The 15,935-nt window shown below is 62.9% G+C and carries 16 protein-coding genes; 14 read left to right on the forward strand and 2 right to left on the reverse strand.

What is annotated here, in order from left to right; genetic code table 11:
- Positions 1-31 precede the first annotated feature (31 nt).
- Positions 32-226, forward strand: a complete 195-nt coding sequence (locus TX24_RS22390; protein ID WP_057711147.1) for a hypothetical protein — start codon at positions 32-34, stop codon at positions 224-226.
- 320 nt (positions 227-546) lie between these two features.
- Positions 547-945: a VOC family protein gene (locus TX24_RS31215; RefSeq protein WP_082628849.1), complete on the forward strand. Its 399-nt coding sequence runs from the start codon at positions 547-549 to the stop codon at positions 943-945.
- 70 nt (positions 946-1,015) lie between these two features.
- Here TX24_RS31215 and TX24_RS22395 read toward each other — a convergent pair whose 3' ends face one another.
- Together TX24_RS22395 and TX24_RS22400 are read right to left on the reverse strand one after the other, a co-directional pair.
- Entirely contained in the window at positions 1,016-2,347 is a 1,332-nt protein-coding gene (locus TX24_RS22395) for an LLM class flavin-dependent oxidoreductase (protein ID WP_057711148.1), read from the reverse strand.
- Position 2,348: 1 nt separating this feature from the next.
- Positions 2,349-4,541 (reverse strand): TonB-dependent receptor, encoded by a 2,193-nt coding sequence (locus tag TX24_RS22400; protein WP_057711149.1) that lies wholly within the window; start codon positions 4,539-4,541, stop codon positions 2,349-2,351.
- A 197-nt stretch (positions 4,542-4,738) separates the two neighbouring features.
- Between TX24_RS22400 and TX24_RS22405 the strand changes: the two genes are divergently transcribed.
- From TX24_RS22405 to gspD, 12 genes are all read left to right on the forward strand, one after another.
- The gene (locus TX24_RS22405) at positions 4,739-5,779 is read left to right on the forward strand and encodes a LacI family DNA-binding transcriptional regulator (RefSeq protein ID WP_057711150.1); all 1,041 of its coding nucleotides are present in this window, start codon (positions 4,739-4,741) and stop codon (positions 5,777-5,779) included.
- Between the two features lie 256 nt (positions 5,780-6,035).
- Complete coding sequence (gene gspE, locus TX24_RS22410; RefSeq protein ID WP_244175898.1) at positions 6,036-7,703, forward strand: type II secretion system ATPase GspE; 1,668 nt, start codon at positions 6,036-6,038, stop codon at positions 7,701-7,703.
- The gene (gene gspF, locus TX24_RS22415; RefSeq protein ID WP_003192476.1) at positions 7,700-8,896 is read left to right on the forward strand and encodes a type II secretion system inner membrane protein GspF; all 1,197 of its coding nucleotides are present in this window, start codon (positions 7,700-7,702) and stop codon (positions 8,894-8,896) included. Before gspE ends, gspF begins: the two co-directional genes overlap by 4 nt.
- Before the next feature lie 20 nt (positions 8,897-8,916).
- Positions 8,917-9,327, forward strand: a complete 411-nt coding sequence (gene gspG / locus TX24_RS22420; RefSeq protein WP_019821138.1) for a type II secretion system major pseudopilin GspG — start codon at positions 8,917-8,919, stop codon at positions 9,325-9,327.
- 7 nt (positions 9,328-9,334) lie between these two features.
- Positions 9,335-9,760 carry a type II secretion system protein gene (locus tag TX24_RS22425; RefSeq protein WP_034134229.1) on the forward strand — a complete coding sequence of 142 codons (426 nt, stop codon included), beginning with the start codon at positions 9,335-9,337 and terminating at the stop codon, positions 9,758-9,760.
- Entirely contained in the window at positions 9,757-10,089 is a 333-nt protein-coding gene (locus TX24_RS22430) for a type II secretion system protein (protein WP_034134230.1), read from the forward strand. The genes TX24_RS22425 and TX24_RS22430 overlap by 4 nt, the downstream gene beginning before the upstream one ends.
- Positions 10,086-10,694 carry a prepilin-type N-terminal cleavage/methylation domain-containing protein gene (locus TX24_RS22435; protein ID WP_057711151.1) on the forward strand — a complete coding sequence of 203 codons (609 nt, stop codon included), beginning with the start codon at positions 10,086-10,088 and terminating at the stop codon, positions 10,692-10,694. Before TX24_RS22430 ends, TX24_RS22435 begins: the two co-directional genes overlap by 4 nt.
- Positions 10,691-11,392: a hypothetical protein gene (locus TX24_RS22440; protein ID WP_057711152.1), complete on the forward strand. Its 702-nt coding sequence runs from the start codon at positions 10,691-10,693 to the stop codon at positions 11,390-11,392. The genes TX24_RS22435 and TX24_RS22440 overlap by 4 nt, the downstream gene beginning before the upstream one ends.
- Positions 11,389-12,381 carry a PilN domain-containing protein gene (locus TX24_RS22445; RefSeq protein ID WP_034134233.1) on the forward strand — a complete coding sequence of 331 codons (993 nt, stop codon included), beginning with the start codon at positions 11,389-11,391 and terminating at the stop codon, positions 12,379-12,381. Before TX24_RS22440 ends, TX24_RS22445 begins: the two co-directional genes overlap by 4 nt.
- Entirely contained in the window at positions 12,356-12,958 is a 603-nt protein-coding gene (gene gspM, locus TX24_RS22450) for a type II secretion system protein GspM (protein ID WP_032896326.1), read from the forward strand. Before TX24_RS22445 ends, gspM begins: the two co-directional genes overlap by 26 nt.
- Positions 12,955-13,455, forward strand: a complete 501-nt coding sequence (locus TX24_RS22455) for a general secretion pathway protein GspN (protein ID WP_034134234.1) — start codon at positions 12,955-12,957, stop codon at positions 13,453-13,455. Before gspM ends, TX24_RS22455 begins: the two co-directional genes overlap by 4 nt.
- Positions 13,456-13,460: 5 nt before the next feature.
- The gene (gene gspD / locus TX24_RS22460; protein ID WP_057711153.1) at positions 13,461-15,587 is read left to right on the forward strand and encodes a type II secretion system secretin GspD; all 2,127 of its coding nucleotides are present in this window, start codon (positions 13,461-13,463) and stop codon (positions 15,585-15,587) included.
- Positions 15,588-15,935 lie beyond the last annotated feature (348 nt).

Consider the following 15,935-nt stretch of genomic DNA (forward strand, 5'->3'; position numbering starts at 1 on the left):
GTTGGCGCAAAGTTGAAAAATGAGGTGGGAATTGAAACGCAGCCTGTTTGCCGAGCTGGTGCAAGGTGTGGAGGATATGAGTGAGCACCGCAAGGGAAATATTACTCTTCGTCAGTACGAAATGAGCAAAAGTGCTTGTCAGGCGGGTCAGGATGACGCTGGGTACGCTGAAGAGCTTGTAGTAGTCGAAGTCCAACCCAAATTGCCAGGCTGCGCTGCTGATTAAGTGGTCAGCGGGTCCCTGAAAACCTTGAGCCCGGCCATGTGCCGGGCTTTCTGCATCTGGCTCAAGGCTTTTCAGCGTTGGCCTTTTCAAGCTGGGTAGCTATGCCCTCAAGAAGCACCAAGTCTGACTCCCTAAGTCTTCCTGACGGGTGTACTCACCCTCGATCAATGCCGGCCCGTGCCCGTACGGGTTGACCAGCACGCCAAGCGTGAGCCCTATTTTCTTCTTAAGGTTGAGCGCCGCCTTCTCACCCAATGAGCGGTGCCCACTTGGAAAGGCACGATAGAATCCCCCACATCAAAAACAAAGGAGGGTCGCGGATGTTCAGTCACATCACTGTTGGTACAAACGATCTTGATCAGGCTGCCGCTTTTTACGACGCCGTACTGATCCCTCTGGGACTGTGTCGCCGCACCGTAACTCCTGATGGTGGACCGAAGTCGGCATGCTGGGTCAAGCCAGATAGCGCTCTTCCTCGCTTTTATGTGTACAGCCCTTATGATCGCAACGAAGCCAGTGCAGGCAATGGCAGCATGGTCGCTTTCTCGGCTCCCTCTCCAGATGCGGTAGACGTTGCCTATACCGCCGGGCTTCATGCGGGCGGATCGGATGAGGGAATGCCCGGCTTACGTCCGCAGTATGGTGAAGGTTACTACGGCGCATACTTGCGTGATCCAGATGGCAATAAGGTACATGTTGTTCATCGTGGAGATTTGTAAGTTCGGCACATTCTGGCTTGTACGGGGTGTTTGCGGCAGTGCCTTTCTGGCTGCCGCTTTACCTGGGGCTTCATGATCGCGTCTTCTTGAAACGGCTGACCGGGCTCGCCAAACCAAGGTTTTCGCGCAGTGTGGTGCCGGTGTACTCGCGCCGAAACAAGCCACGCCGCTGTAACTCGGGAACGACCAGGCGGGCAAAATCCTCCAGCCCGCCCGGCAGGTGCGGTACCAGAATATTGAAGCCATCCGCCGCATCTTCTTCGAACCAGCGCTGCAGTTCATCGGCGATCTGAATCGGCGTGCCGATCACGCTGTAATGACCGCGGCCACCGGCAATGCGTCGGCCCAGTTGCGCCAATGTCAGCTGTTCGCGCTGGGCCAGTTCACTCAGCAGTTGCTGGCGGCTGCGTTGACCGCTGTCGGTCAAGGGTAACTCGGGCAGCGGCCCATCGAGGGGGTAGCCGGACAGGTCGAAATTACCCAGCATGCGCCCCAGCAGCGCCACCCCCACCTCGGGTTCGACCAGCGCCTGGAACGCTTCGAATTTGGCCTGGGCCAAGGCTTCGGTTTGCCCCACCACCACAAACACGCCCGGCATGATTTTCAACGAGTCGGCCTCGCGCCCGTACTGGCCCAGGCGACCTTTGAGGTCGCTATAGAAAGCCTGCGCGTCGGCCAATGAGGTCTGCGCGGTAAACACCACTTCGGCGGTCTGGGCGGCCAGTTCACGGCCGGTTTCCGAGGAGCCGGCCTGCACGATCACCGGTTGGCCCTGGGGCGAGCGCGCCACGTTCAGGGGGCCTTTGACTTGGAAGTGTTCGCCCACATGGTCCAGCACATGGCGTTTACTTGGCTCGTAATAGCGCCCGCTGGCCTTGTCGCGCACGAAAGCATCGTCGTCCCAGCTGTCCCACAGCCCCGTCACCACCTGATGAAATTCCCGTGCGCGGCTGTAGCGTTCGGCGTGACCCAGGTGTTCGTCGCGGCCGAAATTCAGCGCCTCGGCGGCGTTATCCGAGGTCACCAGGTTCCAGCCTGCGCGACCACCGGAGAGGTGATCCAGCGAGGCGAATTTGCGCGCCACGTGGTAAGGCTCGTTGTAGCTGGTGGTGGCGGTGGCGATCAGGCCGATATGCTCGGTCACCGCACTGAGGGCCGAGAGCAGGGTGAGCGGTTCGAAATGATCCGAACGCGCCATTTGGCTGGCGACCTCACCGGTGGCGGCGGCGATGCTGTCGGCCACGAACAGTGCGTCGAATTTCGCCGCTTCCGCCACCCGTGCCAAATGCTTGTAGTGGGCGAAATCCAGGCCAGCGTTCGCCGGTACGTCGGGGTGGCGCCAGGCGGCCACGTGGTGCCCGGTAGCCATCAGGAAGGCGCCGAGTTTGAGTTGACGGCCCATGCTAGAAATCCTTGCGCAGTTGCACGCCGAAGTAACGCTCATCGTCACGAGGCACGGCGCGGTAGATGTAGTTGCCGCCGCTGGCCAGCAGCGGTGAGTAGGATTTGTCAGCGAGGTTCTTCGCCAACAGCGCCACGCGCCAGCCATTGGTATAGTCGGCCAGGGCCACGCTGGCGTTCCAGAGGCCGTAGGCGCCTTGTTTGGTGTCGAGGTTCTGGCTGATGTCGTACTGCACTTCGCTCTGCCAGCTGTAGTCAGTGCCCAGTTCGATATCCAGGCCGTTCTCCAGGGGGATGCTGTAGTCGGCGCGCACGTAGCTTTTCCAGTCCGGGCTGAACGGCAGTGGTTTGCCATTGACGTTGCAGGTTGCCGCTGCGCCTGGCGGGCACGCGAACTGATCGATGCGCGCTCGGGTATAGGCCAGGGCGCCGGAGAGCTTGAGTTGCTGAGTGGCTTGCAGGGCGTAATCGAGCTCGACGCCTTCGGTGCTGACGCTGCCGGCGTTGATCAGGCGCGTCACGACTTGGCCGGCGACGGTGTCGAAAAAGTTGGCCTGGTAGTTGTCGTAGTCACTGTGGAACACCGCCAGGTTGGTGGTCAGGCGGTTGTTCCAGGCCGTGGCCTTGATTCCGGCTTCCCAGGTATTGGAGGTTTCTGGCTTGAGCGCGTCGGTGTCGCGCGGCTGCATGTTGAAAAACACGTTGTAGGCCGGGCCTTTGTAGCCACGCGAGTAAGTGAGGTAGCTGGTCACGGTGTCGCTGATGTCGTACTGCACGCCCAGCCGACCGGACCAACCATCCTCGTCTACCGAACCGGAACTCGACGTCGCCGGTTGAATGCCGCTGACGGTAGTGGCAGAGGTGGACACGCGGCGATGGTCGTACTGCAAGTCGTCATGGGTGTAACGCAACCCGGCGATGCCGCGAAAGCGCGAGGTGAAGTTGAGCGTGGTCTCGCCGAACACCGCGTAGCTGTCGCTGGTGGTGCTGTAGCCGGCAATGCCTCTATCGACCCGCGTCGTGGTGGTGAGGGTGCGCTGATAGGTCTCCTCATCCTTGCCATGCATGTAGAACAGGCCGCCGACGTACTCCAGGAACTCGCCTTTGGGCGAGGCCAGGCGCAGCTCCTGGGAGTATTGGTCGAACGCCAGGTCGCCCTTGTCAGCGGTGCCGGGGAACGCGGCGGTGACCGTGCCCAGACGGTCGCCATCCTGATATTGAGTGTTGTCCCAGCCGCGCCAGGCGGTGATTGAGGTGAGGGTGTAGTCACCCAGATTCCAGTCCAACTGCGCCGACAAGCCCTTGTTGGTGTCTTCCACATGGCTGCGGGTATCGGTGTTGATATCGCGGTTGTCACTTGAGGCGCGCACCGGTCTCAAGGCATTGCTGAACGCCGGGCTGAGGGACTTGCTGACCACGCCATTGGGCGCGTCGTCGTGGGATTGCATGTAGTCGGCGATCAGGGTCAGTGTCACGTCATCGTTGGGCGTGAATTCCAGCTTGCCGCGAATGCCCTTGTGGTTGTAACCGTTGACCTCCTGGCCGTTGTGGCGGTTGTCGACGTTACCGTCGTAGCTGCCGAACAAAGTACTGATCGAGCCCTTGAGCACCTCCGGCACCAGGCTGCCACCGATGCCAAAGCGCGTGCGGCTTTCATGGCCGCTGTAGAACGACTGGTCGATAAAACCGTGGGTCTGGGCAGTCGGCGCCTTACTGGTGATATTCAGCACACCGGCCGACGCGTTCTTGCCGAACAGCGTGCCTTGCGGGCCACGCAGCACTTCGATGCGCTCCAAATCCAACAGGTCGAGTGTGGCCTGGCCGGGGCGTGCATAGACCACGCCATCGATCACCGTAGCCACCGTTGGCTCAACGCCCGGCGAGGTTGAAATGGTGCCCACGCCGCGCACGAACAATGAGGTGTCCTTGTTCGAAGCGCCGGTGCGAAAGTTCAGCGACGGTACTTGCTGCGCGATGCTCGCCACCCCGTTGCGATTGTCACGCTCCAGTTGCTCGCCATCGAGCACCGAGACGGCCACCGGCACTTTTTGCAGCGATTCTTCGCGGCGGGTAGCGGTGACTGTCACGGATTGGAGCGTGGGTTCCTGTTCGTCAGCCGCTACAGCGCCGCAGACGGGCAAGGCGCTGAGGCCAGCCAGAAACAACAAATGGGTGTGCCGTGGAAAGTTATGCATGCTGTGCCCGCTCGAAAAAATACCCTGGTCCGCTGCGGTTCTGCGACCTTCAGCGCCTGAAAATGTCTTGGGCATTCGCTCGAGCGAGTAGCAGACAGTGCGCTTTGTTAGCGCTAACATCGGCATTATTGAAGGCGTCGGTTTAGAGCGTCAAATACTAAAAAATTAGTTTTATATTCCTTTTTGAGGTTTTTGCCGTGAACGAACAAAAACCGCGCAAGCGCCGGGGCGCCGGCCGCGTCACCCTCAACACCGTGGCGCGCCAGGCCGGGGTGTCGGCCATTACGGTGTCGCGTTACTTCAACCAACCTGAACAGGTGTCACCCGAGCGCCGTGAACGTATCGCCCAGGTAGTTGCGCAGTTGGGGTATGTGCCGAACCTGGTGGCCGGCGGGTTGGCCTCCGCGCGCGGCAAAATCGTTGCGATGGTGACTCCGAATATCTCGGGGCCGATTTTTGCCAATACGCTGCAGGGCTTCAGCGACACCCTCAGTCGTCACGGCTACCAGCTGTTGCTGGCCTCCAGCTATTTCAGCATCGAGCAGGAGGAAAGTGCGGTGCGCGCTTTTCTCGGTTGGTCGCCGGCAGCGCTGGTGCTGACCAGCCGCTTTCACAGCCCTGGCACCGAGAAGATGATCGCCGAGGCAGATATACCGATCGTCGAAACCTGGGACTACGTGCCGGAACGCGCGCCGTTGCAAGTGGGGTTTTCTCATTATGAAGTGGGCGTCACCGCCGCGCGCTACTTGCATGGCAAAGGCTATCGACGCATCGCCTTCGTACAAAACAGTGCAGTGGGCGACCTCAGCGCATTGGAGCGGCGCGATGGATTTACCGCGACCCTCTCCGAGTTGGGTGTGCACCCGTGGGTCTTTGTGCCGGACGCCGACCGTGCGCCCTTCGAAGCCGGCAAGCAAGCCATGGAAGCGCTGATGGGGCAGGCGATCACGCCCGATGCGATTTTCTTCGCCAATGACAACCTCGCCGCGGGCGGTTTGCTGGCCGGTCAACGCGCCGGGCTGAGCATCCCCCAGGACTGCGCCGTATTGGGTTTTGGCGATTACCCGTTTGCCCACATGTTGTTGCCCAGCCTCAGCACCCTCCAGCCACCCGCGTTGGAGATCGGTGTGCTCGCCGCCACACGCGTCCTGCAAAGTCTGGGTGTATTAGCAACCGATGAGGAAGTTGAGCGCTTGAATCTTTTGCACTGTCAGTTAATTGAACGAGAGAGCACCTGAACAACTTAATTATGGCTAAGTGCAACTAGTGGCTATTGGCGTGTCAACGCTCTAAATCACTGCATTTGGCAATGTTTTGTATTTAATTACCCCCTCGTCCGGAACTAGGGCTATAACTTCCAGTCGATACACCCGGCTAACGCCTGCCTGGGCTATGGCGAACTAATGGCATTGTTCGGTAGTTCTAAATAGCCATACTTTTCGCAACGTTAGATATTCCTCAATGATGTCGTCAGCGCCCATCGATGCTTGCAAAATGCAGATCCCGCATACCGACCAGGTGTGCGCGTGGCTGATGCAGCACGCCGGGCTCAAAACCGCTGATCTGGAACGCGCACAGCGTTTATCCGCCGAGCCTGGCGACCTGCTCGGTTTACTCACGCGCTTGGGCTTGGTGTCTGAAATCGAACTGGCTCGCGCCTGGGCTGATTTGCTGGATGCGCCACTGCTGTTGGCCGACGCCGCGCCGCCGTTGCTCGACCCGCTTCCCGTGCTCACCGAGCGCTTCATGCGTCATTACCAAGTAGTGCCGATGAGTTGGCATCAGGGCGGGTTGTGCGTAATGGCGGCCAACCCCGCGCAGTTATATCCGTTCCAGGCCCTGGCGTATGCCTGTGAGGTGCCGGTCTGGCTGGCCATCGGTTCGCGTACTGAAGTCGACACGCTGATCGAGCGCTATTACGGCCAGGGCCGTTCCGCCATGGGCAGCCTGATCGAAAACCTCGATGAGCAGGGCGGCGCCCTTGAAGACATCGAACACCTCAAGGACATGGCCTCCGAAGCGCCAGTGATTCGCCTGGTCAACCTGATCCTGCAGCGCGCGGTGGAACAGCGCGCCTCGGATATCCATATCGAACCCTTCGAAAACCAACTCAAGGTGCGCTACCGCATCGACGGTGTGTTACACGACGCCGAAGCGCCGCCGGCCAGTTCGTCGGCGGCGGTGATCTCGCGGGTGAAGATCATGGCGCGCCTGGACATTGCCGAACGGCGCCTGCCTCAGGACGGGCGCATCATGCTGCGCATTCAGGGCAAGGCGTTGGACCTGCGGGTGTCCACGGTGCCCACCAGCTTTGGCGAGTCGGTGGTGATGCGCCTGTTGGACCGGCAAACCGTGCAGTTCGACTTCCCCAGCCTGGGCTTTGATGGCCCACGCCTGGCGGCCTTTTTGGACCTGTTGGCGCGGCCCCACGGCATCCTGTTGGTCACCGGGCCTACGGGCTCGGGCAAAACCACCACGCTCTATACCGCGTTGTCGCAGCTCAACACGGCTGAACGCAAGATCATCACCGTGGAAGACCCGGTGGAATACCAGCTTGAAGGCATCAACCAGATCCAGGTCAAGCCGGCCATCGGCCTGGACTTTGCCGGAGCGCTGCGCGCCATCGTGCGCCAGGACCCGGACGTGATCATGATCGGTGAAATCCGCGACCTGGAAACCTGCCGTATCGCCGTGCAGTCCTCCCTCACGGGTCACTTGGTGCTCTCAACCCTGCACACCAACAGCGCCGCGGCGAGCATCACGCGCTTGCTGGACATGGGCGTGGAAAGCTACCTGATTGCCTCCACGGTCAGCGGTATCCTCGCCCAGCGCCTGGTGCGGCGCCTGGACCCGGCCACGCGAGTAGCCTTCCAGGCCCCAGCGGAATTGATCAAGGAGCATGGCCTGGATCGCCTGACCGAGCAGCGTCCGATCCTGCTTTACCGCGGTGACTATCACGGCCGCAGCGCCCTCACTGAATTGTTGGTGATGAACGATGAGTTGCGTGGCTTGCTGATGGGCCACGCCGACGCCGCCAGCCTCGAGCACGCCGCCCGCCGCGCCGGTTTGCGCACCTTGTATGAAGACGGTTTGCGCCAGGCCCTGGCCGGTGTCACGTCCCTGGAAGAAGTGCTGCGCGTCACCCGTGGTGACGACGCGTGAGCCTGTTCAAGTTCCGTGCGTTGGACAGCCAGGGCGTGGCCCAAAGCGGCACGCTGCAAGCTATTGACCAGGCCGCTGCCGTCGCCGTCTTGCATCAGCGAGGCTGGTTGCTGCTGCACATCGAAACGGCCAGCGGCCCCTTGTTGCGCCAGGCACGCGGGCAGTTGAAGGGCGCAGCGCTGGTGAGTTTTACCCAGCAATTGGCCACGCTACTGGGTGCCGGCCAGCCCCTCGAACGCGCTTTAAACCTGTTGCTCAAGCAAGCCCGCCATCCCCAGGTGCGGGCCTTGATCGAGCGCATTCGCGATCAGGTCAAGGCCGGCAAACCGCTGTCGGCGGCGCTGGAGGAGGAGGGCGGTACGTTTTCCCCGCTGTACCTGAGCATGGTGCGCGCCGGTGAAGCCGGCGGGGCGCTGGAAGGCACCCTGCGCCAGCTCAGCGACTACCTGGAGCGCAGCCAGTTGCTGCGCGGCGAGGTGATCAATGCGCTGATCTACCCGGCCTTCCTGGTGGTGGGCGTACTGGGTTCCCTGGCGCTGTTGCTGGCCTATGTGGTGCCGCAATTCGTGCCGATTTTCCAGGACCTGGGTGTACCGATTCCACTGATCACCCAGGTGATCCTGGCGCTTGGCGAGTTCCTCGGCGCCTATGGCCTAGTGGTGCTGGCCGGGTTGTCGATCAGTGGATGGGTCCTGGCAGCGCGCCTGCGCGACCCCCTGCGCCGTGAGCGTTACGACCGTCACCTGCTGGGCATCCGCGTGATCGGCCCGCTGTTGCAACGGGTGCAAGCCGCCCGCCTGGCCCGCACCCTCGGCACGTTGCTCAGCAATGGCGTGGCGCTGCTGCCCGCGCTGGTGATCGCCCGGCAGGTTTGCAGCAACCGTGCGCTCCAGGCGCAAGTGGCGCTGGCGGCGCAACGGGTCAAGGGCGGCGGCACCCTGGCCGATGCGTTCGGTCGCCAGCCGCTGTTACCGGAACTGGCGCTGCACATGATCGAAGTCGGCGAACAGGCCGGCGAACTGGACAGCATGCTGCTCAAGGTTGCCGACATTTTCGACGTCGAGGCCAAGCGCGCCATCGAACGCTTGCTCGCGGCAATGGTGCCGACCCTGACCGTGGTCATGGCGGTGCTGGTGGCGGTGATCATGCTCGCGATCATGCTGCCGCTGATGAGCCTCACCAGCCATATATGAACTTTCAAGGAGCAGAACCGATGAAAACCCGACACCGCCAAGGCGGCTTCACCCTTTTGGAAATGCTGGCGGTGATTGTGCTGCTGGGCATTGTCGCGACCATTGTGGTGCGCCAGGTCGGTGGCAATGTGGACAAGGGCAAGTACGGCGCGGGCAAGGCGCAACTGGCCAGTTTGAGCATGAAGATCGACAGCTACGCCCTGGACGTGGGTGCGCCGCCCAACAACCTGCAACAGCTGCTCGACAAGCCCGCCAGTGCGTCCAACTGGGCCGGCCCCTACGCCAAACCGTCGGAGTTGAAAGACCCGTTCGGCCATGGGTTTGGCTATCGCTTCCCCGGTGAGCACGGCGCCTTCGACCTGATCTTCTACGGCCAGGACGGCCAACCCGGCGGCGAGGGCTACAGTGCCGACCTGGGCAATTGGGAATAACCCGCCCGTGGCCCAGCGAGGCTTTACCCTGCTGGAGATGCTGGTGGTCATTCTATTGATCGGCATTGCGGCGGGGTTGTTGGGGCTAGGTGTACGGCAAGGGTTGCAGGTGGCCAAGGAGCGGCGGGTGGTCGCGCAGATGGTCGAGGCCCTGCGCGCCACGCGGGCGAGCGCGATCGTCAGCGGCCAGACGGCGCACACTCAATTCGACCTCCAGGGCCGCACGTTCCAGGCGCCAGGGCGTGCGTCACAGCAGTGGCCGGCGCAGGTGCAGGTGACCTTGCACAGTGCCGAGCAGGCCGGGGCCGCCGTGGTGTTCTATCCCGACGGCAGTTCCACCGGCGGTAACCTGCTGCTGGCCAACGGCAGCCGGCGTTGGCGCATCGACATCGGCTGGCTCACCGGCAGTGTGCAGTCCAAGGCGCTGCCATGAAGCACCAGGCCGGTTTCACCTTGCTGGAAATGCTCGCCGCCCTGACGTTGATGGCGGTGTGCAGCAGCGTGCTGCTGGTTGCCTTCGGCCAGAGCGCGCGTTCGTTGTCCCAAGTGGCCCACAGCGACCGCCTCACCCATGCCGCGCTCACGCTGCTGGACCAGGAAGCCGCCGGCCCGCTGATTGAAGGAACCCGCCAAGGCCAACTCGATGGCATCCATTGGCAACTGACCAGCACCCGCCAACAGCCGCACCTGTTTCGTCTTGATCTGAACGTGCGTGAAGGCGCCCATCAGGCGCACTTCAGCACCTTGAAGGCGCGCCTGTGAAGCGCCGTGAGCAGGGCTTCACATTGCTGGAAGTGCTCGTGGTGCTCAGCTTGCTGTCGGTGTTGTTACTGCTGGTGAGCGCAGCGTTGCTGGGGGCCAATCGGGCGGTGGCCAAGGCTCAGGCCTACACCGCCAGCCTGGATGAAATGCGCGCCGCCCAACAGTTTTTGCGCACCTCGATCAGCGAGGCGCTGCCGTTAAAACTCACTGACGACGACAGCCAGGCCGAGGGTTTCTTGATCGGCACGCCGGAGCGGCTGCAGTTTGTGGCGACCTTGCCCGCTGTATTGGGCGGGGGTATCCAGCGCTTTACCCTGCAACGGGTCGGGCAGGACCTACAGGTGGCTTTTTCACAGAGGGCATCGCAGGCCAACACGCAACGCGATGAGCCGCAGGTGCTTTTGCATAACGTCCAGGCCCTGCAGTTCAGTTATCGCGGTATATCGCCACTGGGCCAGCCCACCGACTGGTTGAGCCCGTGGCCCTGGCCCCGACGCCTGCCCACAGCGGTGCGCATCGACGCCGCCGTCAACGGGCCGGTGCCGTGGGTCACCCAGGTGGTTGCGCTGCGCCTGAACCTGTCCAGCGCGAGCAGCGAAGAATGAAGCGCCAACGCGGTGCGGCCCTGCTGCTGGTGCTGTGGGTGCTGGCCCTGCTCAGCGTATTGCTGGGGGGCCTGGCCGGGTGGGTGCAACTGCAAAGTCGCCAGGCGCTATGGCTGCGCCAGCACACCCAGACACTGTTGGCCGCCCAGGCCGGTATCGTTCAGGTCATGGCGCAAGGGCAGTGGGTGGCGGACGGGCGTTCTATTGCGCTGACCTTCGACGACGCCCGCTTGCAGGTCAGTGTGCGCAGTGAGCGCGGCAAGCTGTACCTGGTCAACGCCGCTCTCCAAGACGTCACGCACCTGGCCCTGGCCTGCGGCGCTACAGCGGCCCAGGCCCAGCAGTTGGCCAAAGCCCTTGAGACTCGCCGCCGTCAGGGCCTGGCGCCGTTTCGGGTGCTGGAGGAGGTGCGTCAACTCCCCGGTATGACCCAGGCGCTCTACAGCCAATTGCTGCCGCAAATCACTTTGTGGAGCGACCTCGACCGGCCCGCTCCTGCATTCGCCAGCCCCCTGATGCGCAAGGCGTTGAACCTGCCACGCCAGGACGCCGAGGGCGTCGACCCCGGCCAGGTCGTGGAAATCGACAGCCGCGCCGAGCGCCCCGGCGGCTATCAGGCACGCCTGCGACTCACCCTTTTATTGAGCCCTGCGGAGGACAGCGCACAGCCCTACCGGGTGGTGCGGTGGCAAGAATGATTCAACTCGAACCGATTGCCCGCTATTGGCGCGCCAGCCTGCTGCAACAAGGCTGGCGCTTGTGGCTCACGGAGTTACGCGGCTGTGTGCCGAAGTGGCTGGCGTTCCAGGAGCCGCCTGAGCAGGTTCACCACTGGCCGCTGACGGCGCCGGTGGTGCCAGGCAATGCGCGCCAGGTGCTGATGCTTGCCCCCGACGCCGTGTTGCAGCAAAGCGTGCAACTGCCTCTGGCCGCTGCACGCAACCTCATGGAAGTGGTTGGCTATGAACTGGACCGCTACACCCCGTTTGACGCCGAGCAGCTCTACTTCGTCGCCCGTCAGGAGCGGCGCACACCCAGCCACCTGGAGGTGAGGGTGGTGGCGATCCTGCGCGAGCGCCTGGACCAGATTCTCACCGACTGCGCCGCCCTCGGCCTGTACCCGCACCGCGTGGATGTGGCGGGCTTAGGCATTGATCTGCTGCCGGCGCCGTTGCGCCCGCGTTCGCGTCCTGCCGGCAAGCAATTGCAGCGCAGCCTGCCGTGGTTGTGCGGCGCGTTGCTGATCGCGGCGATGCTGTTGTGGCTCAACGACCGCCAGCGGGTACTCGACACCATGCGCGCCACTGTCCAACAGCAAAAAGCTGAGGTCGCCCAGGTGCACGCCCTGCGCCAGCAACTGCTCAATACCCGTGGTGCGGCACAGTACCTGTCCCAGCGCAAACGGGCGCAACCACCCCTGGCTGCGCTGCTAAATGACTTGACCAGTTGCCTGCCCGCCGATACCTGGCTCGACCAATTGGACGTCAAGGACGGCGAAGTGAGTTTTTCCGGCCAGAGCGCCAAGGCCAGTGGCCTGATCAGCCGCATCAAAGGCTGCCAGCGCTTGGACAACGCACAATTCGAAGGGGTGATCCAACCCGACGCACGCACCGGCAAAGACCAGTTTGCCTTGCGTGCCCACTTACGCCAGGAGGCCGCCGATGCGCCGACCCCTCACACCCCGTGAACGCCGCGGCGCCGCCTTGTTGACCCTGGCGTTGGTGCTCGGCGCGGCCTATTGGCTGTTGATCGACAGCTGGTTCGCCGGGCCGCTGCGGGCCATGGGTGAGCAGGCCGAACAGTTGCGTGAACAGCAGCAGCGCTATGCCAGCGTCATACGCCAGGGCGATGCCTTGCGCGAACAGCTGGCGCAGGCACAGCAAGACCCGGCCAGCAGCGCCAGCCTGTTGCCGGGCGACGACCCGGACGTGGTCGCCGCCGACCTGATGCAGCGTCTGGCCGACCTGATCAACAGCCACGCCAACCTCGGCGGCGGCTGCAACCTGACCCAGCGCAAGCCGATCACGCCTGAACAGGACGACAGCGAGCCCTATCGTCAGGTCAAGGTCAGCCTCACGCTCAATTGCGCCATCGAACCGCTGACCGCGATCCTGCATGGGCTGGAATATCAGCCGCCTTTTCTGTTCGTCGATGAGCTGCATATTCGTCGCGACAAACAGGCGCCGGCCAATGGCGGGGCAGGCAAGCTGGCGGTGCAACTGCTGGTGCGCGGCTACCTGCAACCGGCGCGGGTGGCACCATGATCGGCCCATTGCGTCCTCTGGAATGGGGCTGGCTCGGCGTGGCCGCGCTTTTGGGGCTGTTGATGGCGATGATCCTCAGCAGCATCGGCGATGCCCCCCGGTGGTTACCCGATGCACCGGTGCATGCGCCGCCCTCGTTCCAGGTGCAGGCCGCTCCCACGCCGGCGTTGCAAGACCTTGCCAGCACCTGGCAAGCGCCACTGTTCAGCCCGGATCGCCGCCCGGACCGGGAGGTGGGTAAAACCCAGGTGGCGAGCCTGGCCAACCTGACCCTCAGCGGCATCATGATCACCGGCAACCTGCAAATGGCCATGCTCAAGCAAGCCGGTGGCCCAACGCTCACGGTGCGCTTGGGCCAAGCGTTGCCCAACGGTTGGCGCCTGGAACACCTGACCCCGCAATACGCCCGTTTTGCCCTGGGCGGGCGCACCCAAACCCTGAGCCTCTACGGTAAGCGGCTACCCCTGATCTCACATCCCCGCGAGTCTCTCCCTTGATCGATATGCGCACTTCGCTGTTTTGCCTGGCTACCGCCGTCTCCCTGGGCGGCTGTGGCTCTTTGCCCGACACCCCCGACCCGGACGACGACCTGCTGCACGAGGCCCTGCAGGGCACCGGCGCACAACGCCCGCCGCTTCAGACGCCTGTGGCTCAAAGCCCTCCACCTGCCACCCAGGCCCCGCCACAGCGCCAGTTGATTCGCGGCAATCAAGCGTTTGTGCGCCAGCCCAAGGCGCCTGTAAACGTGCCGGAGCAGGGCGGCGACATCGTGTTCAACTTCGCCGGCCAGCCCATCGAGGCCGTGATCAACAGCGTGATGGGCGACTTGCTGCACGAGAACTACAGCATCGCCGAGGGCGTGAAGGGCACTGTCAGCTTCTCCACCTCCAAACCCGTGGACAAACAGCAAGCGCTGTCGATTCTCGAAACCCTGCTGTCCTGGACCGACAACGCCATGATCAAACAGGGCAACCGCTATGTGATCCTGCCGGCCAACCAAGCAGTGGCGGGCAAGCTGGTGCCGCAGATGCGCGTGGCGCAACCGGCCAGCGGCCTCTCGGCACGTCTGTTTTCACTGCGCTATATCTCGGCCACCGAGATGCAGAAACTGCTCAAGCCCTTCGCCCGTGAAAACGCTTTTTTGTTGGTGGACCCGGCGCGCAATGTGCTGAGCCTGGCCGGCACGCCTGAAGAACTGGCCAACTACCAGGACACGATCGACACCTTCGATGTGGACTGGCTCAAGGGTATGTCGGTGGCGGTGTTTGGCCTGCAACGCGCCTCGGTAGCCGAGCTGATGCCCGAGCTGCAAGCCATGTTCGGCACGGACAGTGGCACACCCCTGGCCGGCATGCTGCGGTTCTTGCCGGTGGAGCGCACCAACTCGGTGGTGGCGATTTCTTCCCAGCCCCAGTACCTCAGCGAAGTGGGCGACTGGATCCGCACCATCGACGAGGGCGGCGGCAACGAGCCGCAGATGTATGTGTACGACGTGCGCAATATGAAGGCCGCCGACCTCGCAAAGTACCTGCGGCAAATCTACGGCAATGGCGCGATCAAGGATGACGCCCCGGCGAAGGTAGCGCCGGGGTTGCGTACCACCACCTTGTCCTCGTCCACCAGCGCCGGTTTGCAGGCCAACGCCCCGGTGCCAGCAGCCGAAGAACCTGAATCCGAGCCTGCCGAAAGCACCCAGGCGCCGCCCACCAGCGACCTCGAAGCGGGCACGCGCATCACCGCGCAAAAGAGCAGCAACCAACTGCTGGTACGCACCCGCCCGGCGCAGTGGAAAGAGATCGAAGCGGCGATCAAACGCCTCGACAACCCACCGCTGCAAGTGCAGATCGAGACCCGCATCCTGGAGGTCAAGCTCACCGGCGAACTGGACCTGGGCGTTCAGTGGTACCTGGGCCGCCTGGCCGGCAATTCCACCAGCACCACGGTGGCCAACGCCTCCGGCAGCCAAGGCGCCTTGGGCGGTGGCGGGGCAGGACTGGGGGCGGCGGACTCGTTGTTCTACTCCTTCGTCAGCTCTAACCTGCAAGTGGCCTTGCACGCCCTGGAAACCAAAGGCCGCACCCAGGTGCTGTCGGCGCCATCGCTGGTGGTGATGAACAACCAGCCGGCGCAGATCCAGGTGGGGGACAACATTCCCATCAGCCAGACCACCGTTAATACCGGAGACGCCGACACCACCTTGAGCAGTGTCGAATATGTGCAGACGGGGGTGATTCTGGATGTGGTACCGCGCATCAATCCGGGTGGGCTGGTGTACATGGATATCCAGCAACAGGTCAGTGATGCCCAGAACCCGACAGGTAACAGTGAGACGCCGGTGAACCCGCGCATCTCCACACGCTCGGTGTCCACCCAGGTAGCGGTGCAGAGTGGCCAGACGGTGTTGCTGGGCGGGTTGATCAAGCAGGACAACGCTGAGAGTGTCAGCGCCGTGCCTTACCTGGGGAAGATTCCGGGGTTGCGCTGGTTGTTTGGCAATACCGGCAGGTCCAAGGACCGCACGGAGCTGATTGTGCTGATTACGCCGAGGGTGATTACCAGCAGCAGTCAGGCGCGGCAGGTGACGGATGATTATCGCCAGCAGATGCAGCTGTTGCGACCGGCTCAATGAGCCTGGCTGCACCGAGTACCGATGTGGGAGGGGGGCTCGCTCTCGATGGTGGCCTGACACCCCGCGATCAAAAATGTGGGAGCTGGCTTGCCTGCGATGACGGCCTGCCAGCCGACGCCTATCTACCTGACACTCCGCAATCAAACTGTGGGAGCTGGCTTGCCTGCGATGACGGCCTGCCAGCCGACGCCTATCTACCTGACACTCCGCAATCAAACTGTGGGAGCTGGCTTGCCTGCGATGACGGCCTGCCAGCCGGCACCTATCAACCTGACACCCCGGAATCAAAAATGTGGGAGCTGGCTTGCCTGCGATGACGGCCTGCCAGCCGACGCCTATCTACCTGAC

The organism is Pseudomonas lactis, from assembly GCF_001439845.1.
In the GTDB taxonomy this organism is placed as follows: domain Bacteria; phylum Pseudomonadota; class Gammaproteobacteria; order Pseudomonadales; family Pseudomonadaceae; genus Aquipseudomonas; species Aquipseudomonas lactis.

Coding starts and splice junctions, on each gene's coding strand:
- TX24_RS22455 (WP_034134234.1), top strand. CDS start 12,955: ATGATCGGCCCATTGCGTCCTCTGGAATGGGGCTGGCTCGGCGTGGCC.
- TX24_RS22445 (WP_034134233.1), top strand. CDS start 11,389: ATGATTCAACTCGAACCGATTGCCCGCTATTGGCGCGCCAGCCTGCTG.
- gspD (WP_057711153.1), top strand. CDS start 13,461: ATGCGCACTTCGCTGTTTTGCCTGGCTACCGCCGTCTCCCTGGGCGGC.
- TX24_RS22395 (WP_057711148.1), bottom strand. CDS start 2,347: ATGGGCCGTCAACTCAAACTCGGCGCCTTCCTGATGGCTACCGGGCAC.
- gspM (WP_032896326.1), top strand. CDS start 12,356: ATGCGCCGACCCCTCACACCCCGTGAACGCCGCGGCGCCGCCTTGTTG.
- TX24_RS31215 (WP_082628849.1), top strand. CDS start 547: ATGTTCAGTCACATCACTGTTGGTACAAACGATCTTGATCAGGCTGCC.
- TX24_RS22440 (WP_057711152.1), top strand. CDS start 10,691: ATGAAGCGCCAACGCGGTGCGGCCCTGCTGCTGGTGCTGTGGGTGCTG.
- gspE (WP_244175898.1), top strand. CDS start 6,036: ATGCAGATCCCGCATACCGACCAGGTGTGCGCGTGGCTGATGCAGCAC.
- TX24_RS22430 (WP_034134230.1), top strand. CDS start 9,757: ATGAAGCACCAGGCCGGTTTCACCTTGCTGGAAATGCTCGCCGCCCTG.
- gspG (WP_019821138.1), top strand. CDS start 8,917: ATGAAAACCCGACACCGCCAAGGCGGCTTCACCCTTTTGGAAATGCTG.
- TX24_RS22400 (WP_057711149.1), bottom strand. CDS start 4,541: ATGCATAACTTTCCACGGCACACCCATTTGTTGTTTCTGGCTGGCCTC.